This is a genomic window from Kitasatospora sp. NPDC048365 (assembly GCF_043200835.1).
Taxonomy (GTDB): domain Bacteria; phylum Actinomycetota; class Actinomycetes; order Streptomycetales; family Streptomycetaceae; genus Kitasatospora; species Kitasatospora terrestris.
Genome location: NZ_JBICYJ010000040.1, coordinates 42,975 through 67,543, shown reverse-complemented (window position 1 = coordinate 67,543; position 24,569 = coordinate 42,975). Strand labels below are relative to the sequence as shown.

The following is a 24,569-nucleotide window of genomic DNA, read 5'->3' as shown; positions in this document are numbered from 1 at the left end:
CGTCGTGTTGCGGAACGAGCCTAGTGCCTGATGATCTTCGGTTCGACCTCGGCTCCGGCTCCGGCGCCGACTCCGGCTTCGGCCCGGACCGGCGGACCTACTGGGCGGGCGGGATCACCGCGTTGGCGAGCCGGAGGACGTACCGCATGTCGGCGCCGCGGGTGCTGGTCGGGTTGAACGAGTAGACCATCCGCCGCTGCAGGTCGCGGGTGGCGAACATCCCGCTGGTCCAGCCCGGGCGCGACCCGGTCTTCCCCCAGAGGGTCACGCCGTTGATCTCCGTGCGGACCAGGCCCATGCTCATGCAGGCCGACACCTGGCCGGGCAGGCACTGCGGGTTGTCGACATTGGGCACGTCGGGGAGGGTGAACAGCAGCTCCTGCTGGGCCGCGGGCAGCAGCCGGCCCTGGAACAGTGCGGTGAGGAAGCGGTCCAGGTCGGGCGCGCTGGAGATCAGGCCGCCCTCCGCCCACGGCCACGGGCTCTGCTCGGTGACGTCCACCTGGTGGCCGGTGCCGTCCGCGTCGCGCACCGTGAGGTACGCGTGCGCCGCCGGGCGGGCCAGCCGGCTGTCGTCACGGTCCGGGACGGTGGTGTCGTGCAGGTGCAGCGGCTGGATGATCCGGTGCCGCACCTCGTGCGCGTACGCGTGGCCGGTGACCTTCTCGATCAGCAGGCCGGCGATGAAGGTGTTGAAGCCGTTGTACTGCTGCCCGGTGCCCGGCGCGAAGACCATCCGCTGGCCGGCGAGGGTGGCGACGATCTGCTCGGGCGTCCAGCTGTCGAACCGGTGGGCGACGAACCACTCGGCCGTGCCGTCACCCCAGGCGCCACTGTTGCCGTGCGGCAGACCCGAGGTGTGGTTGAGGAGTTGACCGATTCGCACCGGCGGGAAGTCGGCGGGCAGCAGGCCCGGCAGGTACTGCTGGACGGTGCCGTCCAGGTCCAGCCGGTGCTCCGCGGCCAGTTGGAGCACGACGGTGGCGGTGAACACCTTGGACATCGAGCCGATCCGGAACCTGCCCTCCGGGTCCGGCGCCTCCCCGGTGGCCCTGTCGCCGATGCCGCCCGACGCCCCGAACGGCCGCCCGTCGCCCGCGATGCGGACGAGCGCGCCGTTGATCTCGGCGTTCGGGAACCCGGCCACCGCCTTGCGGACCGCCTCGCGGTCCAGCGGCGGCAGGGCGGCGGGCGCGACGGCGGACGCGGCGGACGCCGCCGGGAGGGGTGCGGCCGAGGCCGATCCGCCCGCACCGGCGACCACCGCGACCAGCATCGCTCCGGCAACCGCAAGGTTGGCCCAACGTCGGTTCCGCACAGTGGTGTTCACGCTGACACTCCAGGATCGTGGCGACTCGTTCGGTTCGTGGTCGAGTCTGTCCGACCCGCACTCCACCGCCATCCGGGATCAACCCTGACCGTACCCAAACCTTTCCCTGACGTGGCATCAGGGTCACCGGCCGGTCGGCGGCCGATCACCGCCGTGTAGGTTCGGGGCCATGAACGACGACTGGCGGACGGACCGGATCGGCAGCGCCCTGCGGGGCACCAACCCCTCGGTGCTGAGGCGGCTCGGAGCGGGGTTCGCGGTGATCGGGGACGTCCAGTTCCTGCCGGGCTACTCGCTGCTCCTGGCCGACGAGCCGGGGGTGCAGCGGCTCTCGGACCTCCCCAGGGCCAAGCGGCTGGCGTTCCTCGCCGACATGGACCGGCTGGGCGAGGCGGTCGAGCGCGCCTGCCGGGCGCTGGACGGAGACTTCCGGCGGGTGAACCTGGAGATCCTCGGCAACACCGACGGGTTCCTGCACGCGCACGTGTGGCCCCGGTACGAGTGGGAACCCGCCGACCTCGTGGGCATGCCGGTGTGGCTGTACCCGCACGAGCACTGGCGGGACGAGGAGTTCAGGCTGGATTCGCGGCACGACGGACTGCGCTCGGCGATCGGGGCCGAACTGGACGGACTGGCACGGGAGGACCTGGACGAGAAGGGCTGACGGGCCCTCGGTCGGCCGGGCCTCAGCAGCCGCCGGTGGACGAGCCGCCGCGGCCCAGCGCGCCGAAGTCGATCTTCGAGGGGGGAGGGGGCACGGGCCGGGGGTGGCGCCGGACGAACAGGGCCACCGGGACGGCGGGGGAGAGGAGCTCGTGGAGCTCCCGGTACAGGGCGGCGGCGTCGGTGTCCGCGGGCAGCGGCTTGGGCGCGACCCAGCCGTGGGCCAGCCGTACGGTCAACGTGACGGTGACGGTCTCGGGCAGCGGGTCACCCTCGTACGGCTCCTCGACGGAGCGGTCGATCCGGATCTGCCGGACCTCGGTGAGCGGCCTCGGCCGGGCGGCGCGGGCGGCCCGGACGAGGGCGACGGTGGTCGGCGCGGCGGCGGGGGAGAACCGGAGCCGGTGCACCCGCAGGAAGAAGGCCGTGTACACCACGACGGTTGCGGGGACGACGGCGCCGATCGCACCGGCGATCCCGGCGGCCGCCCACACCGGGCCCCACCCCGCGCCGGCGAGCCGCATGACGACGCAGACCGGTACGGCGAGGAGCGTCCCGAGCAGGAACAGCAGGGGCAGGCTGCGCCCCACGTCGAGGGAGACCCCGGCGGCGAACCGGGGCGAGGGGTCGTCGCCGGTGAGCACGAGGTCGATCGCGTCGGGGTCCGAACGGTCCACCCATACCGTCTCCATGACACCACGTTAGGTCGGCCGGCCCGGTCCGGGGAAGAGCGCTCGGGGGCGGGCGCGGTGTCGGCCGGGGGCGCGCGGGGTCAGCGCGACGGGGCGCGGCGGCGGGTGCGGCGGCCGGGGCCGGTGGCGGGGTCGGCGGCGAGGCAGAGGGAGAGGGTGATGCGGGCGCCGCCGAGCGGGCCGCGGTCGATCCGCAGGGTGCCGGCGGTGGCCGTGGCGGCGCGGCGGGCGATGTCCAGGCCGAGCCCGGTGGAGCCGGTGCTGGCGCCGCGGGCCAGGGCGCCGTCCGGGTCGTCGATGCCGGGGCCGGCGTCCTCGACGGTGAGTTCGACGCTCTGCGCGGTGCGCTCCACCCGGACGGCGAACGGGGTGCCGGGCGCGGTGTGCCGGAAGACGTTGCCGACCAGCGAGTCGATCACGGCCGTGAGGTCGTCCGCGGGGAGCCGGACGGGCGTCGGCTCGGTGGTGATCTCCAGGCGGCAGTCCCGGTCCTGGTGGCCGGCCAGGGTGGCCCAGAAGCCCGCCCGGTGGCGGATCACCTCGGCGGCCTCCGCCCGGGGTCCGGCGGTGCGGCCCGCCGACGGGGACCGCCCGGCGCCGGGGCGTGCCGTGCGGGTGTCCTCGGGGGCGGTCAGGGCGCGGCCCATCGGCCCGGTGGCGAGCGGGGTGCGGGCGGCGGCGATGATCGAGTTGAGTTCCTCCTCCAGCTGCGTCACGGCCGAGCCGATCCGGCGGGCGTCGGGGCCCGGGGCCATCCGGTCGGTGGCCAGCTGGAGGGCGGTCAGCGGGGTGCGCAGCCGGTGCGAGAGGTCGGCGACCAGTTCGCGTTCGGTGGCCAGCAGGTCGATCATGCGGTCGGCCATGGCGTTGAAGGCCTGCCCGGCGTCCTGCAGTTCCCGGGGGCCCGCGGGCTCCACCCGGATCTCCAGGTCGCCGGCGCCGAGGGCGTGCGAGGCCCGGGACAGGCTCTTGGAGGAACGCACCACCTGGGCGCCGAGCCGGTCGGCGACCAGCACCGAGCCGGCGATCAGGCCGACCGCCAGCAGGGACAGCACCGTCCAGGAGGCGGTCACCCCGCGGGTGAGGTCCGCGTCGGGGACGAACTCCTCGACCACGGCCGTCCCGTTCTGGCCGAGCACCACGGGCTGGAGGTAGATCCAGCCGCCGGGCACGTCCCGGGCGATCGACTCGCCCTCGTCGGTGGCCCGGCGCAGCAGCTCGGCGGGGGCGTGGCCGGCCCCCAGGTGCCGGCCGTCGGGCAGGTGGACGCCCAGCCCCTCGCCGGGGTCCAGCCCGGAGACGGCCTGCTGGAGGTCGGCGGTGCGGGTGGTGAGCGCCAGCACGGGCGCCAGGGCGGCGGCGCGCTGCTCGGCGGCGGTGGTGCTCTGCTTGCGGGCCTGGTCGGCCACCAGCACGCCGAGGGGGATCAGGAAGGCCAGGGCCACCATCGAGGTGACGGCCAGGGCCACCCCGGCCAGCGACCGTCTCACCGGGGGGTCACCATCTTGATCCCGACCCCGCGCACCGTCCGCAGGTACCGGGGGAGCGAGCCGCGCTCGCCGAGCTTGCGCCGCAGCGCCGAGAGGTGGACGTCGATGGTCTGGTCGTCCACGTACGGTTCGCGCCAGACCTCGGCGAGCAGCCGGCTCTTGGGCACCACCTGGTCGACGTGGCGGGCCAGGTAGGCGAGCAGGTCGAACTCGCGGCGGGTGAGTCGCAGTTCGACCCCGTCCAGGTGGGCCGAGCGGCCGCGCGGGTCGATCTCCAGCCCGCCCACCGTCAGCAGCTCGTCCGGGCCGGTCGCCGGGCCGGCCACCGCGGCCGGCGGCCGGTGGGCGGCCGCGGAGCGCCGCAGCACCGCGTTGAGCCGGGCCACCAGCTGTCCGCCGGAGAACGGCTTGACCAGGTAGTCGTCGGCGCCGGCGTCCAGCAGCTTGATGATCTCCGTCTCGTCGTCGCGGGCGGTGGCGACCAGGACCGGCACCTGGGAGATGCCGCGGATCATGCGCAGGGCGTCCGCGCCGTCCAGGTCCGGCAGTCCGAGGTCGAGCACCACGGCGTCCAGCGGCGCCCGGGTGACCTCGCGCAGCGCGCCGAACCCGTCGCCCGCACTGCGCACCAGGTGCCCGTGCGCGCTGAGCACCTCGATCAGCGAAGCGCGTATCTCGGGTTCGTCTTCGACGACAAGGACGCTCGGCATGGGGGACACCGTAGCGGATCGTGGATGATGGCCCGCGTGCACCGTCTCGCTCGCTACCTGCTGGTTTGGATCTGCTGTACGGCCTTCGCCGTGACGGCCGTGTTCTTCGCGGTCGGCTTCGTCGTGGACTCCACGGCCGAGGTCCCGCCGACGGTGCGGACGGGGGCCGACGGGATCGGGACGGCGGTGGACGGGATCGGGACGGCGGCGTCGGCGGTGGCGCAGAGCCCGTCCGCGGCGCCCGTCCCGTCCGGCCCGCCGTCCGCCGCGCCGTCGAGCGCGACCCCGGGCGGCCCGCCGAGCGCCGGGGGCGGCCCGTCGCCGACGAAGACCCGGGTGCCGACCCCGTCCGGCACGCCCACGCCCACGCCGCAGGGCGGCGACCAGCCCGGCTCCTGCCCCGGCGGTCCCGGCGTGTACACCGTGAAGTCCGAGGGCGGGCAGGTCACCGTCCGGTACGGCGCGAGCGCCGTCTGCCTGGTCTCCGCGCTGCCGGCGCCCGGGTTCACCACCCAGACCGCCCAGGGCTCCGCGCAGACGCTGCAGGTCACCTTCACCAGCTCGCAGCACCGCTCCCAGATCACCTCCACGGTGCAGCCGCGCGCCCAGTCCTCGGTGCGCGAGACGGACCTCTGAGCGGGTCCGCGGGCCTGCGGGTCTGTGGGGCTGTGGGTCTGCGGGCCTTTCGGCCGAGGCCGGCCGGGCGGGTCCGGACGCAGGTCGGGGCGGGTTTCGGGGGCTGCTACCGAAGCGCCGGCTGCGGGCTTCCTTAGGCGTTCCTGAAGATCGGCCGCAACGGCGTGACAGGCCGTTCGGGCGCCCTATGGTTGCTGTCGCAGGAGCTCCTGACGGCCCGCCGGACCGGTGAGGCGACAGGGCTCCACGCGCACCCCGGACTCGCGGACCGGGTGCGCCGACCCACCGTCTCCCGACCCGGCCCCCCCCGGCCGGACCTCTCTCCGGGACACGGCAACCCTCACCCGATCCCGAGGTACCCCCATGTCCATCGACCCCCCTGCGCCCGGGCCCCAGGGCCGCGCCCCGGCCCACCGCGCCGCCCGACGGATACCGCGGCTGCCCCGCGCGGCCGTCGCCGGTGCGCTGGTGCTCGCCGCGGGCGGCGCCGTGGCCGCCGTCGCCGCACTGCCCGGCCCGGCCGACTCCACCGCACCCGCCGCGGCCGCCGCCGCGCAGGCCGTCACCGCCCCACCCGCCGTACCCGCCCAGGCCGGCGGCACCGCGACGGCCGACCCGAGCGCTCCGGCCGCGTCCGTTGCCGGGACCGCTGCCGCGAGCTCCCCTCCCGCTTCTCCGAGCGCGGCCAGGCCCAGCGCCACCCGCACCGGCGCGCCCGCCGCCGCGGCCCCCGCCGCCAAGCCCGGCGGTGCGGCGGCGGGCGCGGCGAGCGGCGGGGACGAGGTCCAGCAGGTCCTCGCCCTGATCAACAGCGCCAGGGCCGGCCAGGGCCTCCCCCCGTACACCCTGACGGGCGGGCTCACCGCGGCCGCCGCCGGACACAACGCCGTGATGAGCGGCGGCTGCGGACTGTCCCACCAGTGCCCCGGCGAACCCGCCGTCGGCGGGCGGGAGAGCGCCCAGGGCGTCCACTGGGGCGCCGCCGGCGAGAACATCGGCCGCGGCGGACCGGTCTCCACCGGCACCGCCGACATCGCCGCGCAGGCCGTCCGCCTGACGCAGAGCATGCTCGACGAGAAGCCGCCCGAGGACGGCCACCGGCGCAACCTGCTCAGCCGGAGCTTCACCCACGTCGGCATCGCCGTGTACCGCGACTCCGCCGGCACGGTCTGGCTCACCCAGGACTTCTCCGACTGATCCGGCCCCCCGGACCGTCCACCCCGACCCCCTCGCGAACCCTCTCCCGAACCTGAGGAACTCCCGTGCGCCGTAACGCCCTTGCTCTCACCCTCGCCACCGCCGCGGCCGCCCTCGCCGCCTGCGGCCCGACCGCCTCCGGCGGCGACGCCGCCCCCGCGGGCGCCGCCGTCACGGCCTCCGACAGCGCCGCGCTGCCCGAGCCGGTCAACATCGTCACCGCCCCGCCGGAGACCGGTACCCCCACCCCCACCCCGACCCCGAGCCCCTCGGCCAGCGCCACCGGCACCAAGCCGTCGGCCTCCGCGAAGGCCACCGCCAAGGCCGGCAGCGCCGCCCCTGCCAAGCCCGCCGCCGGCGGGGGCGGCCCGGTCGCCATCGGCTACAACGCCGCCGCCGACTCGCCCGCCGCCGTGGCCGCCGCCCTCCAGCAGGCCAAGGCGGACGGCAAGAACGTCCTGCTCGACTTCGGCGCCACCTGGTGCGGCAACTGCAAGGCCCTCGACAAGACCCTCGGCGACAGCGGCGTGCAGGGCGTCCTCAACGCCTCGTACCACCTCGTCCAGGTCGACATCGGCAGCCACAGCACCGCCAACTTCAACCTGCTCAAGAAGTACGACTCCCAGGGCAGTTACAAGATGCCCGTGCTGATCGTGGTCACCCCCGACGGCACCGTCCGCACCGACACCAACACCGCCGGCCTGCCCTCCCTCAACACCACCGGCTTCACCTCCTTCCTCAAGAAGTGGGCCGCGTGAGCCCCCGCCGCCGCCCCGCCGCGGCCCTGCTCGCCGCCCTCCTCGCCCTCCCCGCCGCCGGCTGCTCGTCCGGCGGGAGCACCGAACGGACCGAGCAGGCCACGGCCGCCGCCACCCTCCTCGGCCGCTTCGAGGACAGCGGCGTCACCGTCACCGTCGCCCTCCGCGACTGGCACGACGGCGCCGGAACCCTCGAACTCTCCTTCGCCCCCGAGGAGGCCGGCTTCCACCTCTACGCCGTCGACCTCCCCCCGGACGGCGTGGACGGCGTCGGCCGGCCCACCACCGCCCGTACCGACGGCGCCCTCGGCACCACCGCCCCGCTCGCCGTCGCGGCCCCCGTCCGCCGACTCGCCCTGGAGGGCATCGCCGAACCGGTCCCCGTCTACCCCGACGGGCCCGTCACCGCCACCCTCCCGGTCCGTGCCGCCGGCACCGGGCCGGCCGTCGTCCACATCGGCTACGCCGCCTGCAGCGAGACCAACGGCTGCCTGATACCGGTCGCCGACCACCCCGTCCCGCTGACCGTCACGCCGACCGGGCCCACCGCGGCGCCGTCCGGCTCCTCCCCGACCGCCACCCCGAGGTGATCCCCGTTGCCTGACCGCCGCCCCCGGGCCGCCCTCGCCGCGGCCGCCCTGCTCGCCGCGGCGCTGCTGCCCGCCGGCGGGTGCGCCGCCGCCGACGCCCTCCAGCAGGGCTCGGCGGCGGCGCCCGCCGCCGGCGCACCCGCCGTCACCTTCGCGGTCGCCGACCGCCGCCCCGCCCCCGACCTCGCCGGCGAGGACCTGGACGGCACCCCGCAGAGCCTCGCCGCCCTGCGCGGCCACGTCGTGGTGCTCAACATCTGGGGCTCCTGGTGCGGCCCCTGCCGCGCCGAGGCCGACGGCCTCCAGCGCGTCCACACCGAGACCGAGACCCAGGGCGTGCGCTTCCTCGGCATCGACACCAAGGACCCGCAGCCCGGCCCCGCCCGCACCTTCGTCCGCGACCACGGCCTCACCTACCCCAGCCTGTACGACCCCAAGGGCGCCCTGGTCCGCACCCTCCCGCCGCAGACCGTGAACGTGCAGGCCCTGCCCGCCACCCTGGTCGTCGACCGCGCCGGCCGGATCGCCGCCGCCGTCGCCGCCCCGGTGACCCCCGAACAGCTGCACGCCGTCCTCGACCCGATCACCGCGGAGGCCGCCACCCCATGACCCCTTCGTACCACCAGCTTGCCCTGGACCCCGGCGCCACCCTCGCCCACGGCACCCTGCTGCTCGCCGTGCCGGTCGCCGTCGCCGGCGGCCTGATCTCCTTCTTCTCGCCCTGCGTCCTGCCCCTGGTACCCGGCTACCTCAGCTACGTCACCGGCTTCTCCGCCGCCGACCTTGCCGACGCGACCGCCCGCCGGCGCGGCCGGATGCTCGCCGGATCGCTGCTGTTCGTCCTCGGCTTCAGCGCGGTCTTCGTCTCGGGCGGAGCCCTGTTCGGCTACTTCGGCAACACCCTCCAGGACCACCGCGAGACCATCACCGCCGTGCTCGGCCTGTTCACCGTCGCCATGGGCCTCGCCTTCCTCGGCGTCCTGCCCGGCCTCACCCAGCGGGAACTGCGCACCCACCGCAGGCCCGCCGTCGGCCTGGCCGGCGCACCCCTGCTCGGCTTCGTCTTCGGCCTCGGCTGGACCCCCTGCATCGGCCCCACCCTCGGCGCCGTCCAGGCGCTCGCCTGGAGCCAGGCCAGCGCCGGCCGCGGCGCCCTGCTGATGACCGCCTACTGCCTCGGCCTCGGCCTCCCGTTCGTCCTCGCCGCCCTGGCCTTCCGGCGCGCCCTCGGCGCCTTCGCCGTGGTCAAGCGGCACTACGCCCTGGTGATGCGGATCGGCGGCGGCCTCCTGGTCGCGGTCGGCCTGCTGCTGGTCACCGGCGTGTGGGACCTGCTCGTCGGCGCGCTCCAGCAGTGGGCCGTCGCCCTGGGCGGCTGAGCCGGCCGCCCGGACTCAGCGGCCGGTGAGCAGATCGCCGACCGCCGCGACGCCCTCGCGGATCGCGCGTTCGCCGACGTCGCCGAAGCCGAGGACCAGGAGGGCGGGCGAGGCGGCGCGCGAGGCGCGGCAGGTGCTCATGCCGTAGAGACCGACGGACCGTGCGCGGGCGGCGGTGACGATCGAGCGCTCGTCGGCGCCCTCGGGCAGGTGGACGACGGCGTGGAAGCCGGCGGCGAGGCCGGTGACCCGCAGGCCGGGGGCGTGCTCGGCGAGCGCGCCGAGCAGCGCGGCGCGGCGGGCCCCGTACGTGCCGCGCATCCGGCGCAGGTGGCGGTCGAAGCGGCCGGACTCGATCAGCCGGGCCAGGGCGAGCTGGTCGAGCGTGGGCGTGCCGCGGTCGCTGAGGTACTTCTGCTCGGTGAGCGGCTCGGCCAGGTCGGGCGGGCAGGCGATCCAGCCGATCCGCAGGGCCGGGGCGAGGGACTTGCTGACGGTGCCGAGGGAGACGACCCGGTCCGGTGCCAGCCCCTGCAGGGCGCCCACCGGCTCGCGGTCGTACCGGAATTCGGCGTCGTAGTCGTCCTCGACGATCGTCGCGTCGTTCTCCCGGGCCCAGGCGATCAGCGCCAGCCGGCGCTCCGGGGCGAGACCGACACCGGTCGGCCACTGGTGGGCCGGAGTGACCACGACGGCGCGGGCGCCGGTCGCGGCGAGGGCGCGGACGTCGATGCCGTGCTCGTCGACCGGTACGGGCACCGCGCGCAGGCCCGCCGCGGTGGCGGCGGCGCCGATGGCAACGGGTGAACCGGGGTCCTCGAACGCCACCGACCGCACCCCGCGGGCCGCGAGGACCCGCAGGACGAGACCCAGGCCCTGCGCGTAGCCGTTGCAGACCACGATGTGCTCCGGATCGGCCGCGGCGGCGCGAACCCGGCGCAGGTAGCCGGCCAGCACCTCGCGCAGGACCGAACTGCCGCGCGGGTCACCGTAGTCGAGCTCCGCCGTCGCCATGCCGCGGGCAGCCTCGCGGGTGGCCCGGAGCCAGTCCTGGACCGGGAACGCACCCAAGTCCGGTACACCCCAACGGAAGTCCGCCACCGGGCGCGGGGCCCTCGCGGGCCGCTCGGTGGCCCCGGGCGGGGCGGCGGCGCCCGCACCGACCCGGGTGGCGGAACCGGGCCGGGTCACCAGGTAGCCCTCCGCGACGAGTTGGGCGTAGCAGTCCTGCACCAGACCACGGGAGAGCCCGAGCGTACGGGCGAGCTCCCGGGAGGACGGCAGCCGCTCGCCGACCCGCAGGCGGCCGGTACGGATCGCGTCCCGCAGCCCGTGCTCCAGCTGCGCGCGCAGCGGCCGGCCGCCGGTCCGGTCGACGACCAGCAGGAGCTCGGGCGGGGAACTGGACCACTCCGGCGGCATGGAACTGGAGCTTACCGGCGATCCGGTCGCCCGCTTAGCGTCGGACCGTGACCGGAATCCACTCCTCGCCCCCGTCGGCCCCCGCCCAGCGCCCGCCCCTGCTGACCCGGCCGCTGCTGCTGCGCTTCGTCTCCGGCCCGGCCGCCTCGACCAGCTTCTTCCTGCTGCTGTCGGTGGTCCCCGGCTACGCCGCGGTCAGCGGCGGAGGAGACGGCGGAGGCGGCCGGGCGGGCCTGGCCACCGGTGCGCTGATGCTGGCGACGGTGGTCGGCGAACTCGCCACGCCCGCGCTGGTGAACCGCTACGGGTACCGCCTCCTGCTGGCCGTCGGCCTGTTCCTGCTGGGCGCGCCCGCCCTGGCGCTGACGCTCTCCCACACCCTGGGGTGGATCGTCGCGGTCTGCCTGCTGCGCGGACTCGGCTTCGCGTTCGCCGTGGTCGCGGGCGGCGCCCTGACGGCGTCGCTCATCCCGGCCGAACGGCACGGCGAGGGGCTGGCCCTGGTCGGCATCGTCAGCGGGGTCCCGTCGCTGGTGGCCCTGCCGCTGGGCATGTGGACGGCCGCACACGCCGGCTACGGCGTGGTCTTCACGGCCGCGGCGGTGGTCGCGCTCGCCGCGATCGCCTCGGTGCCCGGACTGCCCGACCGGATCCGCTCCACCGGGCCGGCGGTCGGCGTCACCGAAGGGCTGCGAACCGCCGAACTCCGGCGCCCGGCCGTGGTGTTCGCGGCCACGGCCGTCGCTGCCGGGATCGTCGTCACCTTCCTCCCGCTCGCCGTCCCCGCCAAGGCCACCGGCGTGGTCGCCCTGGCGCTGTTCGTCCAGCCCGCGACGGCCACGCCGGCGCGCTGGTTCGCCGGCCGGCTCGGCGACCGGCACGGCCCCGACCGCCTGGTGCTCCCCGGCCTGCTCCTGTCGGCCGCGGGCACGCTCGTCATGGTGCTCACCGGCAGCCCCGTCGCCGTGGTCGCCGGAGCCGGCCTCTTCGGGATCGGCTTCGGCATCGCCCAGAACGCCACCCTGACACTGATGTACGCGCGCGTCCCCACCGCCGGCTACGGCGCCGTCAGCGCGCTGTGGAACTTCGCCTACGACGCCGGCATGGGCGCCGGCGCCGTCGCGTTCGGCTGGCTCGCGGCCGGGACGGGCTACCCCTGGGCGTTCGCCCTGACCGGCGCCGCGATGCTCACCGCGGTCGTCCCGGCCCGCCGCGACCGCCGCGACCGCGTCGGCGTACGCTCCGCAGCAGTGGACGACGTGCGCGACCGGCCACTGGACACGCGATCCGCAACGGAGTAGGAGACCACGTGCAGCACTTCGTCCGGCCCCAGGGCAGTCCACCCGTGAACGGCTACAGCCACGCGGTGGCGTTCACCGGGCCCATGGTCGCGGTCTCCGGCCAGGTACCGCTGGACGCGGACGGCCGGATCGTGGGCGAGTCGGACCCCGACGCCCAGATCCGCCAGGTCTTCACCAACCTGACCGTCGCCCTCCGGGCAGCCGGTGCCGGGCTCCACGACGTGGTCAAGCTGACCGTCTACCTGACCGACCTGGCCGACCTCGACGCGTTCCGCCGGGTCCGCGACGAACACCTGGACCCCGCCCGCCCGCCGGCCTGTTCGCTGCTGCAGGTCGCCGGACTCGTCCACCCGTCCTTCCGCATCGAGATGGACGCCCTCGCGGCGATCGACCCCTCCGGCGGCTGAGTCCGCCGTGCCAGAATCGGCGCGTGGACCTCTTCGAATCCGAACTGCGCGTGGTCACGGCGGCGCAGGAACTGGCCGAGTCCCTGGGAAGCGACCCGAACCACACGGTGGCCGCGGCCGCGATGGACACGGCGGGGAGGATCCACACGGCCGTCAACGTCCACCACTTCACCGGCGGCCCCTGCGCCGAGCTCGTCGTGCTCGGAGTCGCGGCCGCCGCGCAGGCCGGCCCGCTGCTGACGATCGCCGCGGCCGGAGACGGCGGCCGCGGCCCGATCCCGCCGTGCGGGCGGTGCCGGCAGGTACTGATCGACCTGCACCCCGACGTGATGGTCGCCGTCCCCGGCGGGAACGGGCCGCAACTGCGCCCGATCCGCAAGCTGCTCCCGGACACCTACGTCCACCCGGATGCGCACGCACGCCGCCTCCTCCGCTTCAACAAGCGCTACTACGAGGCCGTCGCCGACGGCACGAAGACCACGACGATCCGCCACGACGACCCGGTCGCCGTGGGCAGTGCCCTGTTCGTCTTCGAGGACGACCAGGACCACCGCACCCTGGACGGCGAGATCACCCGGATCGAGCGGTACCGCCTCGACGCCGTCACCGCCGAACAGGCCGGCCTCGCGGCCGACACGACGATCGAGCAACTCCGCGCCGGCCTGCGCGGCCACTACCCCGGACTCCCCGACGACGCCGAGATCGACGTCGTCACCTTCGCCCTCACCCCCGAGCCGGGCCCCCACCACGTGCCCTGAAGGGGGCCCGGTGGTCGAACGGCATCTCAACTAGAGTTCGGTCGAACAACCTTGACGTTCCGACAGCCCGGTGCGATCAACCGCGCCCGGCCGTCCGGCGGGCCGCCGAGGAGGGGATCACGGATGCAGTTCAGCTTCACCGAGCAGCGCGGGGAGCATGCGCGCAGGTCGAAGACGTACGGTTGGCTCACCGCGCTGGCGCTCGCGTCGGTCGCCGTGGCCGGCTGCTCGTCGTCCGGTGCTTCGGGACCGGACGCCGCCAAGGCCTCGCCGACGCCCTCGACGGCTACCGGCGCCGCGCCCGGTCGGAGCAGCGCGGCGCCGGCTCCGGCCGGCGCCCGACCCGCCGACGCCTGCACGCTTCTGACGTCCGATCAGGTCGCCGCCGCGCTCGGTACCAGCGGTCCGTTCAACGGTGCGCCGCTGGGGCTGACGAGTACCGTGGGGAAGGTCTGGGGCTGCACCTGGGGCACCGCCAAGTCGGTGGTGAGCCTGCAGGAGCTGGACGCGAAGACCTTCGCGGACTCCAAGGGCAACGCCAAGCCGACGACCGTCAGCGGCGTGGGCGACGAGGCCTTCATCGACAGCCGCGCGACCGGCGGGCAGCCGGCCCTGTACTTCGGCGTGGCCGGGCACTTCTACCGGCTGGACGTGGAATCGGACCGCAAGGCGGCATCCGCAGCCGCGAACGCCGCCAAGGACGCCGCCAAGGACGCCGCCATCGAGGAGGCCCTGGCCAAGGTGCTCGCCAGGTCGATCAAGGGCTGACCGCGGGCGGATGCCGCCCGGGCCGCCGTTCCCGGTGGGACACCGATGCCACCGAGGCGGCGGCCCGGCCGGTGCTCAGAAGCGCGGGTAGTGGTCGCTTTCTTCCTGGTACCCACTCCAGTCATTGAGGCTCAGATTCTCCTGCCACTGGGTGGTCATGACGGTCCCGTCCAGGAACTGATCGGACGGCCTGGAACGAGGTACATACGTTTCGAGGAGATCCGAGACGTCTCGATGAAGGTTCCGGACATCCCCGTCGCGTGCCCGCTCGATTCGTTGGGCAACGACCTCGAGTATGCCCACGGTCAGTCGAAACTGGCCGAAGGATGAAGTTCGGAATTCACTGGCACCGATCTGTCGCTCCCCGGCCTCGATGGCAGTGAGGAGAGGTTCGTAGTACGCGAGGACAAACTGGTCCGGGTCTACTCGCAGGTCGATCGCTTCGACCTCGTCCTCGTCCGGGTCGACCACGTAGAGGGCGAGGGGTTCCGGGGTGCCCTTGGCCTGCCGGGGGAAGTATGCGGCGCAGCCGTAGGCCGGATCCGGCGGTTGCCCTTGGACGGTCCGGACCGTCCGCTTCTGGTGCCACATTTTGAGAGCCAGGTCACTGCTGATGTTCCCGGATCGTCCTTTCGCCTCTGCGACGACCCACCCCCCGTGCTGCTTCTCACCGAAGAGGTCCGCCCTCTGCTTCGTGCCAGCGGCGAATTGGAGGTTGTAGCGGAGCGAATACCGGTCCACGTGCATGAGGAAGCGGACGTCCATCGCCTGTTCGCTGAAGATTCCCGTCATGGCTTGGCCGAGTGCGTAGGACAGTGCACCCTTCTCCGACCGGTCGAGCTCGCGGGCCAGGTCGGAGCGGGCGATCCGACCGGTCGGCGTCCGCCGCACGTACGCGGGGACGAGTGCGACGCGGTGGAGCCATTCGTACACGGACGACAGGCCGTGGGCGGTGCGATCTCCCGGTGCGCGGCCGGTCACGAACAGGGCATGCGCGAGGGCGTCGGCGGTGAAGACAAGACGGTCGGGTGACGGGATGGGTGGAGTGAACTTCTCGGCCCGGTACCAAACCTCGAACTCATTAGGATGCACTGCTGTCCCCCAATGGTCTTCCGGGCATTCGGATTCCAGCGCGAGTGGGTCGAAGGCCGGGTTCAGGCCCCGATGTAGATGAAGCCGGCCCAGTGCTCCGGCCCGGCGAACGGGTGTTCGTCGGGCTCATGGAAGGCGATGACCTCGAAGCAGCCGTCGAGCACGTCCGCCGGAGGCCACGCGGCACCGGTCCGGCGCAGCTCGGTGAGGTGGGTCCGGATCTGCGCCGTGGTGGCGTCGCGCAGCCACTGTTGGGCACGGCGCAGTGCTTCGGGCGGGGCGAGGTCGGAGCGGATTCCTTCGTAGAACCCGAGCATCAGGATCAGGCAGGCGTCGTCGGGGACCGGCCACAGGGTGGCGATCACCCCGGCCACACCCGCCTGGAGCAGCGCGGTCGGGAAGCCGATGACCTCGTCCGGCATGTCCTTCCCCACGACGCCGGAACGGCAGGCGGACATCACGACGAGTCGCGCCCGCAGCCGGCGACCGAGCAGCTCCGCCATCGTGAGGGCGTCGCCGTCGGTCAGGATCAGGGCGCTTGCCAGGGGATCCTCTGGCACCGACCGGGCATGGCCGGCGAAGTGGACGACTGCCGTGCGGCCGAGCGCCGCGAGCAGGGCCTCGCGAGCGCCACCGGTGCGGGCCTCGGCGCCGTCCAGCACCCGGCCGCTGTCGAGAGCCGTGGAAGCGAGCCGCGCCTCGACGGCCGCATGCCGTAGTTGCGGCGCTCCACCTTGGCCGCCGATTGCGAGACCCTCCTGGGCGGTCTGTCCGTGGGCCTTGGCCGTGGCTGCCGCCAGAACGCGCGCGTTGGGTGCGTGGCGGATGTCGACGACATCCAGTGCTGTCACCCCGGGCCGGCCTGGCAGCCCTGCCGCGTGCAGTGGCAGCAGTCCCAGGTGGCCGCCGGCCAGGAACACCACCGGACGGCCGTCACCGGCCACCGCGTCTGTCACCGGGCCCATGACCCGGCGGCCCAGATCGGCGAGGAGCGAGGGAAGGAGGGCACGAACCGTCGTGGCGGGCGCGCGGCTCAGGGTGGTGGCGGCGCCCGCGGCCCAGGCCTGGGTCAGGTCCGGCAGCGGTACCGGGTCGAGTCGTGGCCCGTCGTCGGTGCCGCGGACGATCAGCGCGAGACCGCTCCACTCGGTGGCGATCAGGTGCACCTGTATGACGTCCCCGGCAGAGCCGGCGCCCACCGAGCGGGCGGTGCCGGCGCGTTCGAGCTGGTCGCCGACCTCCTCGAGCTCACGTACCAGGGCCGGCACCTGCCAGCCGTCGGAACTGAGCAACGCCCCTGGGGTGCCGGACTGTTCGGCACCCAGTCGGTTCAGCCTCAGCGTGAGCCGGTTCCAGCGTCTGACCAATTCGTCGTGGCCACTGCTCTCGGCCAGCTCCAGTTGCCGGGGCCGCAGGTCGAGCACCCTGGTCAGCTCGGTGGCGCGAGCGGTCTCCACCAGCTCCACCGCGCCCGCCAGGTCACCGGCGCGGGCGGTCGCGTACGCGGCGAGCATGGGCAGGTCGCGGTCCCTCCTCAGCCAGGTCTGCCGTTGCCGCCCCAACGGCTGGCTCTGTACGAGGATCCTGCGCGCGGTGGCCCCGACGGCGAAGACCTCCGCCGTCTCCGCCCAGCGTGAGCGGGCGGCCAGCTGCCGGCCGATCTGCCCGGCAAGGTGGACGGCGACCTGGGGTGACCATCCGGGTCGGTACGTGAGTGCCTCCCGCGCCTGGGTGAACGCCTCCTCGGCGGCCGCCTCGTCGCAGGCGAGATCGGACACCAGAAGGAGGCTCTGGGCCAGGCCGGCCTGGTACAGGGGGCGGAACGGCGAGTCCGGGCCGATCAGGTCGAGTGCCCGGCGGATGTGGGTTCCTGCCGATTCCGCAGGGGCGGCTTCGCGGCGGTGGGCCGCCACCGACTGCTCCGCGTTCGCGAGGTTCACCAGCCTGCGGGCCAGTCGCGACGACCCCGCAGGTGTGAGCGCGACAGCGAGTTCGGCCGCCTCGAGAGCCTCCGGGAGATCCTCGTCGCCACGGCCGAGCTCGTTGGCACGGGTGGCCAGGGCGGTGCTCAGATTGGTGAGGAGGCTCGGCAGTGTGCTCGCCTGCGGGAGGGCCTGCTGACGGGCGGTGCGGAAGAGTCGGATCGCAGTGTCCAGGTCGGCGGGGTCACCGCTGACCTCGAAGCGGTTCAGACGGGCGCTCCCCAGCGTGCCGAGCGCCTGGGTGTGCGAGTAGCTTCCTTCGTCCGTGTCGATCACCTCCTCGAGGAGGGCGATCGCGGTCTCCAGATCGGCCAGCTGTCCGTTGTGCTGGAACCGTCGGCGGTAGAGGACGGCGAGGGTGTTGCGGCCGACCAGCGGCGGCTGGCCTGCCCGTGTCGACGACTCGTCGGTGATCCGGATCGCCTCGTCGAGCAGCTCGGGCTCTCCGGTCCGCTCGTGCTGGATCACGAGGGCCTCCGCCAGCACGCTGCCGAATCCGGGTTCGGCCTGGTGGGCGGTGCGCAGCAGGCGCACCGCCTCGTCGAGGTCGGCCGAGGTACCGTCACTTATGCTCACGTGAAGCATGAGGGCGTGTGCCCGGTTGACCAGGAGCTCCGTCTCCGCGTCCGCGCCAGTGTGCGCCGTCAGGGCGAGTGCCTGGTCGAGCGCCGCCGCGTCCGACGCCTTGTCGGCCCGGCTCAGCAGCATCCGCACGCGGGCCGATCGCAGGTGACGCTCGTCCTGGGCGTCACCTTGTTCGGCGGCGGCCTCGGACGCGGCGGACACGCGCTGCACCAAAAACCAGATGTCCTCGGTCGGGTGCCGGAGGTACGCGTCGATGACCGCGTGGAACATCGACAGCCACTGGCCGTGCTGACCCGGCGTTGCCTCTGCCCTGGCCACCGCGTCCGCCACTCGGGCCGGGTCGCCGAACTCCACGGAGCAGATGAGGACGCGCCAGCGAAGAGTTGCGGCCGCCTCGGGGTCGACCGCCGAGATCTCGTCCAGCGCCGCCTCTGCCTCGCGCATCGCGGCGGGCCGGTAGCCGGCCGCCTGGCCGGACGTGGCGATGTCGACCAGGTCGATCAGCCACGGGATTCGCACGTCGGGATCGAGGGTCAGCTCGAGCGCCCGGCGCATTGCCGCCACGGCCTCCTCGCGGTCGCTGCCGTCTCCCTCCCGGTGTTCGGCCCGCTGGTCGAGAACCGTCGCCAGGCTGCGGTGCAGCATCCCGAGATCCACCTCGGGACCGCTCTCGACCAGGGCGCGATGCAGTTCCACGGCCCGGTCCAGTGCGAACTCCTCGTAAGGGGAGTCGAACGCGTCCATGTACCCCGTGATCAGCAAGGCCCGCATCTCGTCGAGCGTCCCGGGCGGGGCGTCGGCCGGGGCCAGCCGCAGGACCACTTCGAGCAGGCCCACCAGACGCATACCGTCGTCCGGCGACCACTGCTGCGCCTCGATCTGCAGGTGCCGGGCCAGGTGCTGGAAGGCGCGGTCGCTGAGTGAACCTCCCTCCCACATCTGGTAGTACGCCATCCGACGGCCCGCGCGGAAGGCGTCGAGCCGGTCCGCCCGCCACTGCTTCTGAGGTTGAGGGTGGTCGGCCACCTGCTGCGCCAGTGCCGCGCGGACCTCGTCGGAGCCGAGACCGGGGAAGCCCACGAACAGAACCTCCTCCTCCGCCTGCGTCCGCGCGTGCACGAATGCGTCCAGCGCCAGCATCGCCTCGTACCGATCACGGAGGGCCATCTCCTGGACGGCCCGAACCGGGCTGATCTCCGAGGCCCGGTCCAGCAGTCGTGCCACGAACTGCCAGCGGAGCCGCTCATGCGGCGTGTCACCCCGCAGGGAGGTGTGCACGTACGCGCGCACCGCGTCCTCCAAGAGGACCGGGTGTTCGGTGAGATGCGCGGCGATGTCGTCGACCCCGGGCATGGTGTGCAGCTCGTCGAGCAGGTCGACTGCCCGCAGCACGAGGACCCGGTCACGGCCGAGCACGGAGTTGCCCTCGGTGCGGAACCTGCGTAGTGCGAGCAGCCAGCCCTCGGCCCGTCGCCGCTCGTCGGGGTCCGCGATCTCGTCGACCAGTTCGGCGAGCACCGCGTCGGCACTCTCCTCGACCAGCGGGACGTACCCGGAGACGGCCGACACGACCGCCAGGTCGTCGTGGGCGGAGTCCTGGGAGATGAGGCTGCGCGCGACCTGTTCCAGCACGGCCCGGGCGGGAGTGGTCTCCGCGGCCCGGCGCAGCAGTTGCGTGACGGTCCGCAGCCGGTGGACGGTCACCGGGTCCGACTCGTCCTCGACCAGGATCTCGGCGAGTCCGGCGACCACCCCGTGCATCAGGTACGGCCGGGCCTCCATCATCCAGCGCCGGTCGATCCACCGGGGCAGGTTGAGCATGTCGTTCAGGAGGTCGCAGTACCAGGCGGTGTCGGCGTCGAATCCGGCCTCGTCCTTGAGCGGGGTGGCGTCGCCGAGCGCGATGTCGACGTCCGCGTCGATCGTGCCCTGCAGCAGCCGCCGGTGGTTGACGAAGCGGGCCCGTGAGTCCTCGTCGCCCCGTGCGGCGGCGACACCCTCGTACAGCGCGATGAGCTCGATCGCCTCGGTGGTGACCAGCTGCGGATGGTCGAGGATCAGCTGCCGTGTCTCGACCCAGCTCGGGGCCTCGTAGATGCCACGGACGAACTCGTGGAGCGCCGCCTCGTACTCGTTCGATGCTGTCGGAATCACGATCACCTCCACGATCGGTGCAGGTAGCTCAGGCCGGTGGGCGGCAGGCCTCGCCGCAGGAACGTGGTCAGAAGGCGGCCGGCCATCACGTCCTGTGCCGGATCCGCGGGCGGCGGCCAGTGCACGGCCGCGAAGAGGTCGAACCGGTGCAGGTCGGTGGCTGCCACCACGAGGTCCCCGTAGGTGCGGGCGGCCGAGAGCGCGACGCCGTAGTACGAGACCGCGCACACGATCGGTGAGAGCAGGAGCATCCACCAGGCCAGGGGCACGTAGAGCAGCAGTACGAGCCCCCAGAGGAATGAGCTGGTGGCCGTCTGCAGGGTGGCGCGGGCCGCGGTGAGTTCGGACCGCTCGCCGTCGTCCAGCAGCAGCCACACGTGCGGCCAGCAGACGACGGGATCGATCCCGTACCGGTTACGGGGCCGGTCCTCCGCGGCGCGCAGGATGTTGCCGAGCCGCGTCGGCATCACCGAATCGCGGTGGAGGGGCACCGAAGCCAGACGCTTCTCCAGCCGTGCCAGCCGCTGCCGCCCGGAGGCGTCGAACGGGGTCGTCGCGTGCGCACGGTACAGCTCCGTGACGGCTGCGCGATCGGCCTGCCAGCGCGCGATCCGACGCCGGACGAGCGGTTTCGCGGCCCAACCGGACCAGTACCCCTCGAGCAGCCGGAGCAGCGGCACGGACACCTGCCGTCCGATGACGCCGAGCGCGTACACGACGACTACCAGCAGCACCACGAGCGCGAGTTGCTCGGAGGCCTCGAGCCGCGTCAGCTCCGCCGAACGTTCCCGCCACTGGCCGGGCTCCAGACCGGAGAGACCGTGCCGGTGGTACGTCCATGCGGACCAGCCGGCGAGCAGGACCAGCAGCGGACCGCCGAAACCGGCCGAGCCCCGCTCTCCGAACTTGCCGCCCAGCCCTTCCCAGAAGGCGGTCAGCACGCTACGAGGGGGACATCGTGCTGGGAGCAGCGCGGCACGGCCTCGCCCGCGTCGAAGCGGAACCACTCCTGGTCGCCCTGCGGGCACACGTAGCGCGGAGGCAGCATCGGCTCCGGGTCACCGGGCAGCGAGTCGTACACGCGATACTGCGGATCGCCCGCGAGACGGCCGCGCATCACCCGACGCACTGCGTCGCGTTCCGAGAGCAGCGCCACGAGGTCGGCGCGCACGGGCTCACCCGCCTCGGCGCGGGCCAGCAACCTGACCAGAAGCGGCCGGAACTCGGCCGCGCCGTCGCCGAGTATCTCGTCGAGGTCCCGGGCGATCGACCGCCCGACGCTGATCAGCTCCTGATCGTCCACGGGCAGCACTCTGCCACAACCAGGCCCGCCCGGAGGGCAGTTCGGAAACTGGATCGGTGCCCGATCTCCAGACCTGCAAGGTGAGTTGAACATGCCGCGCACATGCCATCAACCCGGCGGGGAGAAGCAGGGGTCGGGCCGCTTCCGTTGCGGCCCGACCCGGGCCGGGGGACCCCCAACCGGCTCCCGGCCGCGGCCGGGACGCCCCAGGACGTGCCGACCGGTGCGCCGAACACTTCCAGGCGGTGGACCGGCCGGGCGAGCCGACTTCCGCCAGCCGGAAGCGCAGGGCCTCCGGGCCGGGGCGCTCACGTTTGGTTAACGTCTCGCTGACGTGCGGAAACGCGGACGGAGTGTGGTTGACTGGCCGGGACGTCCGGCCTGTTGGGGTGCGCCCGGGGGCGGTGCGGGATGTCGGGGAATCGTTGAGGTTTGCCGTCAGGGGGAGCGATGCGGGCGCTCGCGGCCGTGGGGGACGCGCGGCTGGAAGCGGACGGGCTGGTGCTGCGCCGTCCGGTGCCCGGGGATGCGCCGCTGGTGTACCGCGGGACACGGGATCCGCTGGTGCGGGAGTTCCTGCAGGCGGTGATCCCGCACCTGGACCTGGCGGCCGCCGAGCGCTGGCTGGCCGAGGTGCCGCCGCAGCTGTGGACCGGCGGCAGGGCGGCGTACTTCACCGTGGTGCTGGACGGAGAGCCCGTCGGATGGGCCGAGTTGGTCAACCTGGACGCGGCGGACGAGAGTGCGGAGGTGGCGGTCTGGCTGCTGCCGGAGCACCGCCGGATGCGGACCGCCACCGGTGCGCTGCGGCTGGTCTGCCGCTTCGGCTTCGAGTGGCTGGGCCTGCGCCGGATCGACGCCTTCGCGGCCGCCGACAACATGGCGAGCCAGGTGATGGGTGCCGCGATCGGGTTCCGGCGGGCCGGCTACCGCCCGGCGCTGTTCCGCAGTTCCCGCACGCAGCGGCTGCACGACGCGGTGCACGCCACCCTCGTCCCGGACGACCTGTGCTGACCGGGGCGCGTACGGAGCAGGACCGGGACGGGCTCCGACCGAACCGGTGAGCAATCCGGGCGAGGCACCCCGGTGGGCCGCCGGACGAGGAAGCGGACAAGGAAACGGGCAAGCGCGCGGGCAGGCAACTGCCCGGCAGGGCACGAGGAGTGACGCATGGCAGATGGCATCCGACTGGAGTCCGGCGGCCGCGGTGAGCTGCTGATCGCCGTCGACGGCACGTTCCGGGCGATCGGCACGGACGGCGTGGAGCGCACCGGGCGGGTCGACGCCGCGCTGGTGCGGCGGGTGCTGGGCGGTCTCGGGGACGCCCCGTCGCCCGTCGAGGACCCCACGGCGGCGCGGCGGTTGACGGTCGTCGGGCAGCCCGGCCGCCCCGGCCGGCAGTGGACCGACGGGACGGCGGCGCCGGTGCCGGCGGCGGCCGCCGTGCTGGACGCGCTGCTCGACCAGCTGTTCGCCGAGCCCGGCGCCCCCGTGGCGCTGGGCGGGGCGCTGGCGCTGGCCGCTCCGGTGGCCCGCGGTGCCCGGACGGCCGCGGCCGTCGGTGCGGTGGGCGGCCGGGCCGCGTACGCACTGGTGAACGAGGACGGTTCGTTCGGTCTGACCGCGCTGGACGACGACGAGGCGCTGGGCGGCTCGGACGCGGACGCGGGGCTGCTGCCGACGGCGGTGGCGCTCGGTACGGCGGCGGGCCGGTCGCTGTTCGCGGTCGGCGGGGCGGACGGCTCGGTGCAGGTCTGGGACGCCGTCACCGGGCAGGTCGCGCACGGCACCACGGGCGGCGAGGGCGCCCAGGCGGTGGCCGCGGCGGTGATCGGGGACGTCCCGGTGGCGTTCTCGGCGGGTCAGTCCGGCGACCTGCGGGCGATGCGCGCGGACAACGGCCGGGTGCTGGGCGCGCTGCCGACCGGGGGCAACGGCGCCACCGTCCTGCGGGCGGCGCACTGCGCCGGGCTCGACCTGCTGGCCGCGGCCGGGGCGGACGGCGCTGTCCGGGTGTGGAACACCGCGGACGGCGAGCAGCTGCACCTGCTGGTCGGCCACCGGGGCGAGGTCCGCGCCCTCGCGGTGCTCTCCGTCGACGACCAGGCGGTGCTGGCCTCGGCCGGCCAGGACCGCCGGATCCGGCTGTGGGACCTCGCCACCGGCCAGCCGGTCGCCGAGCTGGACGGCCACACCGGCACCGTGACCGGCCTGGCCTTCCTGGAGCTGGACGGCCGCCCCGTGCTGGCCTCCTGCGCGCTGGACGGCACCGTACGGACCTGGGACGTGTACGACGGCCGTCCGCTGCGCGGCTGGCCGGCGGGCGAGTGGCTGACCGCGCTGGCCGTCGACGGCGCCCGGCTGCTGGTCGGTGACGAGCACGGCGGGATCACCGCGTGGGACGCCGCCACCGGTGCGGCACTGCAGACGCCCCCGCTGGGCCGGACGGGCACCCCGGTCACCGCGCTGTCCCGCGGCGAACTGCTGGGCCGTGCGGTGCTGGTGGCCGGGTTCGGCGACGGCACGGTGCTGTGCTGGGACGCGCTGACCGCCACCCGACTGGTGGAGGTGCCGGCCGACGGCGGCCCGGTGAACTCGCTGGACGTCACCGCGGACGGCCCGGACGGTCCGCTGCTGGTGTGCGGCACCGCCGCCGGGGCGGTGCGCGCCCACGTGCTGCGCGACGGCACCCCGTACCCGCTGCCCACCCCGCACGCCGGGCCGGTCGCCGGGCTGGCGTTCACCGCGGAGGAGCCGCCGCTGCTGGTCTCCGCCGGGCGGGACGGGGTGGTCGCGGTCCGTGACGCGGCCACCGGTGAGCCCCGGCTGCGCTTCGACACCGGGTACCCCGGGACGTCCGCGCTGGCGGTCACCCGGGCCGGCGGGCAGCAGATCCTGGCCACCGTCGGCGCCGATCTGACGGTGCGGCTGTGGCACGGCGGCAGCGGCCGGCCCGGTCCGGTGTGCGCGGGGCTGGCGCTGCCCGCCGAGGTGCTGGCCTTCGGCCTGCTGGGCGGGCGTCCGGTGGTGATCGCCGGGGCGGCGGACGGCACCGTGCTGGCCTGGTCGGTGGAGGACGGCAGCCGGATCGCGGAGCTGACCGGTGGCGGCGCGGCGGTGCGCTCGCTGGTGGCCCGGGAGTTGGACGGCGAGGCCCTGCTGGCGGCGGGCGACACGGCGGGGACGCTGCGGCTGTGGCACCTGGCGAGCGGCAGCCTGCTGAACGAGGCGGCGCTGGAGGGCGCGCCGCTGGCGATCGAGCTCGACGAGGCGGGGGTGAGGATCGTCACCCCCGGGGGCGCCATCTCCCTCTGAGGATCTGACAACCGCTTAGTAATATGATGTCCATCTT

The 24,569-nt window shown here is 74.3% G+C and carries 22 protein-coding genes; 13 read left to right on the top strand and 9 right to left on the bottom strand.

Annotation, left to right across the window (positions count from 1 at the left end):
* Positions 1–97 precede the first annotated feature (97 nt).
* Positions 98–1,330: a serine hydrolase domain-containing protein gene (locus ACGFX4_RS31795; protein WP_393081755.1), complete on the bottom strand. Its 1,233-nt coding sequence runs from the start codon at positions 1,328–1,330 to the stop codon at positions 98–100.
* 169 nt (positions 1,331–1,499) lie between these two features.
* Here ACGFX4_RS31795 and ACGFX4_RS31790 point away from each other — a divergent pair, with 169 nt between their 5' ends.
* Positions 1,500–1,994, top strand: a complete 495-nt coding sequence (locus tag ACGFX4_RS31790; protein ID WP_393081753.1) for an HIT family protein — start codon at positions 1,500–1,502, stop codon at positions 1,992–1,994.
* A gap of 22 nt (positions 1,995–2,016) precedes the next feature.
* Here ACGFX4_RS31790 and ACGFX4_RS31785 read toward each other — a convergent pair whose 3' ends face one another.
* The 3 genes from ACGFX4_RS31785 to ACGFX4_RS31775 all read right to left on the bottom strand — a co-directional run bounded on the left by ACGFX4_RS31785 (position 2,017) and on the right by ACGFX4_RS31775 (position 4,885).
* A complete protein-coding gene (locus ACGFX4_RS31785; RefSeq protein WP_393081751.1) occupies positions 2,017–2,685 on the bottom strand; it encodes a hypothetical protein in 669 nt (222 codons plus the stop codon).
* A gap of 80 nt (positions 2,686–2,765) precedes the next feature.
* A complete protein-coding gene (locus tag ACGFX4_RS31780) occupies positions 2,766–4,175 on the bottom strand; it encodes an ATP-binding protein (protein ID WP_393081748.1) in 1,410 nt (469 codons plus the stop codon).
* Positions 4,172–4,885, bottom strand: a complete 714-nt coding sequence (locus ACGFX4_RS31775; protein WP_393081745.1) for a response regulator transcription factor — start codon at positions 4,883–4,885, stop codon at positions 4,172–4,174. Before ACGFX4_RS31775 ends, ACGFX4_RS31780 begins: the two co-directional genes overlap by 4 nt.
* Before the next feature lie 36 nt (positions 4,886–4,921).
* Between ACGFX4_RS31775 and ACGFX4_RS31770 the strand changes: the two genes are divergently transcribed.
* The 6 genes from ACGFX4_RS31770 to ACGFX4_RS31745 all read left to right on the top strand — a co-directional run bounded on the left by ACGFX4_RS31770 (position 4,922) and on the right by ACGFX4_RS31745 (position 9,445).
* Positions 4,922–5,521: a hypothetical protein gene (locus ACGFX4_RS31770; protein ID WP_393081742.1), complete on the top strand. Its 600-nt coding sequence runs from the start codon at positions 4,922–4,924 to the stop codon at positions 5,519–5,521.
* Positions 5,522–5,884: 363 nt separating this feature from the next.
* A complete protein-coding gene (locus ACGFX4_RS31765; RefSeq protein ID WP_393081739.1) occupies positions 5,885–6,718 on the top strand; it encodes a CAP domain-containing protein in 834 nt (277 codons plus the stop codon).
* A gap of 65 nt (positions 6,719–6,783) precedes the next feature.
* The gene (locus ACGFX4_RS31760) at positions 6,784–7,476 is read left to right on the top strand and encodes a thioredoxin family protein (protein WP_393081736.1); all 693 of its coding nucleotides are present in this window, start codon (positions 6,784–6,786) and stop codon (positions 7,474–7,476) included.
* The gene (locus ACGFX4_RS31755) at positions 7,473–8,066 is read left to right on the top strand and encodes a hypothetical protein (protein ID WP_393081734.1); all 594 of its coding nucleotides are present in this window, start codon (positions 7,473–7,475) and stop codon (positions 8,064–8,066) included. The genes ACGFX4_RS31760 and ACGFX4_RS31755 overlap by 4 nt, the downstream gene beginning before the upstream one ends.
* Before the next feature lie 6 nt (positions 8,067–8,072).
* The gene (locus ACGFX4_RS31750; RefSeq protein ID WP_393081732.1) at positions 8,073–8,675 is read left to right on the top strand and encodes a TlpA family protein disulfide reductase; all 603 of its coding nucleotides are present in this window, start codon (positions 8,073–8,075) and stop codon (positions 8,673–8,675) included.
* On the top strand, positions 8,672–9,445 hold the full coding sequence (locus tag ACGFX4_RS31745) for a cytochrome c biogenesis CcdA family protein (protein ID WP_393081729.1): 774 nt from the start codon (positions 8,672–8,674) through the stop codon (positions 9,443–9,445). Before ACGFX4_RS31750 ends, ACGFX4_RS31745 begins: the two co-directional genes overlap by 4 nt.
* Before the next feature lie 15 nt (positions 9,446–9,460).
* Here the strand turns inward: ACGFX4_RS31745 and ACGFX4_RS31740 are convergent, their stop codons facing one another.
* Positions 9,461–10,867, bottom strand: coding sequence for a PLP-dependent aminotransferase family protein (locus ACGFX4_RS31740; RefSeq protein WP_393081727.1), 1,407 nt, complete (start codon positions 10,865–10,867; stop codon positions 9,461–9,463).
* A gap of 47 nt (positions 10,868–10,914) precedes the next feature.
* Between ACGFX4_RS31740 and ACGFX4_RS31735 the strand changes: the two genes are divergently transcribed.
* The 4 genes from ACGFX4_RS31735 (at position 10,915) to ACGFX4_RS31720 (ending at position 14,101) form a co-directional block, all read left to right on the top strand.
* The gene (locus ACGFX4_RS31735; RefSeq protein WP_393081725.1) at positions 10,915–12,168 is read left to right on the top strand and encodes an MFS transporter; all 1,254 of its coding nucleotides are present in this window, start codon (positions 10,915–10,917) and stop codon (positions 12,166–12,168) included.
* A gap of 8 nt (positions 12,169–12,176) precedes the next feature.
* Entirely contained in the window at positions 12,177–12,575 is a 399-nt protein-coding gene (locus tag ACGFX4_RS31730) for a RidA family protein (protein ID WP_393081722.1), read from the top strand.
* A 23-nt stretch (positions 12,576–12,598) separates the two neighbouring features.
* Positions 12,599–13,333 carry an ASCH domain-containing protein gene (locus ACGFX4_RS31725; RefSeq protein ID WP_393081720.1) on the top strand — a complete coding sequence of 245 codons (735 nt, stop codon included), beginning with the start codon at positions 12,599–12,601 and terminating at the stop codon, positions 13,331–13,333.
* 123 nt (positions 13,334–13,456) lie between these two features.
* A complete protein-coding gene (locus ACGFX4_RS31720; RefSeq protein WP_393081717.1) occupies positions 13,457–14,101 on the top strand; it encodes a DUF3558 family protein in 645 nt (214 codons plus the stop codon).
* Between the two features lie 75 nt (positions 14,102–14,176).
* On the opposite strand, the gene ACGFX4_RS31715 is transcribed toward ACGFX4_RS31720, so the two are convergent.
* The 4 genes from ACGFX4_RS31715 to ACGFX4_RS31700 form a co-directional block, all read right to left on the bottom strand.
* On the bottom strand, positions 14,177–15,193 hold the full coding sequence (locus ACGFX4_RS31715; RefSeq protein ID WP_393081714.1) for a hypothetical protein: 1,017 nt from the start codon (positions 15,191–15,193) through the stop codon (positions 14,177–14,179).
* Between the two features lie 62 nt (positions 15,194–15,255).
* Entirely contained in the window at positions 15,256–19,914 is a 4,659-nt protein-coding gene (locus tag ACGFX4_RS31710) for a CHAT domain-containing protein (protein ID WP_393081712.1), read from the bottom strand.
* Positions 19,915–19,916: 2 nt separating this feature from the next.
* A complete protein-coding gene (locus ACGFX4_RS31705) occupies positions 19,917–20,855 on the bottom strand; it encodes a hypothetical protein (protein ID WP_393081710.1) in 939 nt (312 codons plus the stop codon).
* Positions 20,849–21,217 (bottom strand): hypothetical protein, encoded by a 369-nt coding sequence (locus tag ACGFX4_RS31700; RefSeq protein ID WP_393081708.1) that lies wholly within the window; start codon positions 21,215–21,217, stop codon positions 20,849–20,851. The genes ACGFX4_RS31705 and ACGFX4_RS31700 overlap by 7 nt, the downstream gene beginning before the upstream one ends.
* 450 nt (positions 21,218–21,667) lie before the next feature.
* On the opposite strand from ACGFX4_RS31700, the gene ACGFX4_RS31695 reads away from it, so the two are divergent.
* Together ACGFX4_RS31695 and ACGFX4_RS31690 are read left to right on the top strand one after the other, a co-directional pair.
* Positions 21,668–22,231, top strand: a complete 564-nt coding sequence (locus tag ACGFX4_RS31695) for a GNAT family N-acetyltransferase (protein WP_393081705.1) — start codon at positions 21,668–21,670, stop codon at positions 22,229–22,231.
* A 156-nt stretch (positions 22,232–22,387) separates the two neighbouring features.
* Positions 22,388–24,532 (top strand): WD40 repeat domain-containing protein, encoded by a 2,145-nt coding sequence (locus ACGFX4_RS31690; RefSeq protein ID WP_393081703.1) that lies wholly within the window; start codon positions 22,388–22,390, stop codon positions 24,530–24,532.
* The last annotated feature ends 37 nt before the right edge of the window (positions 24,533–24,569 follow it).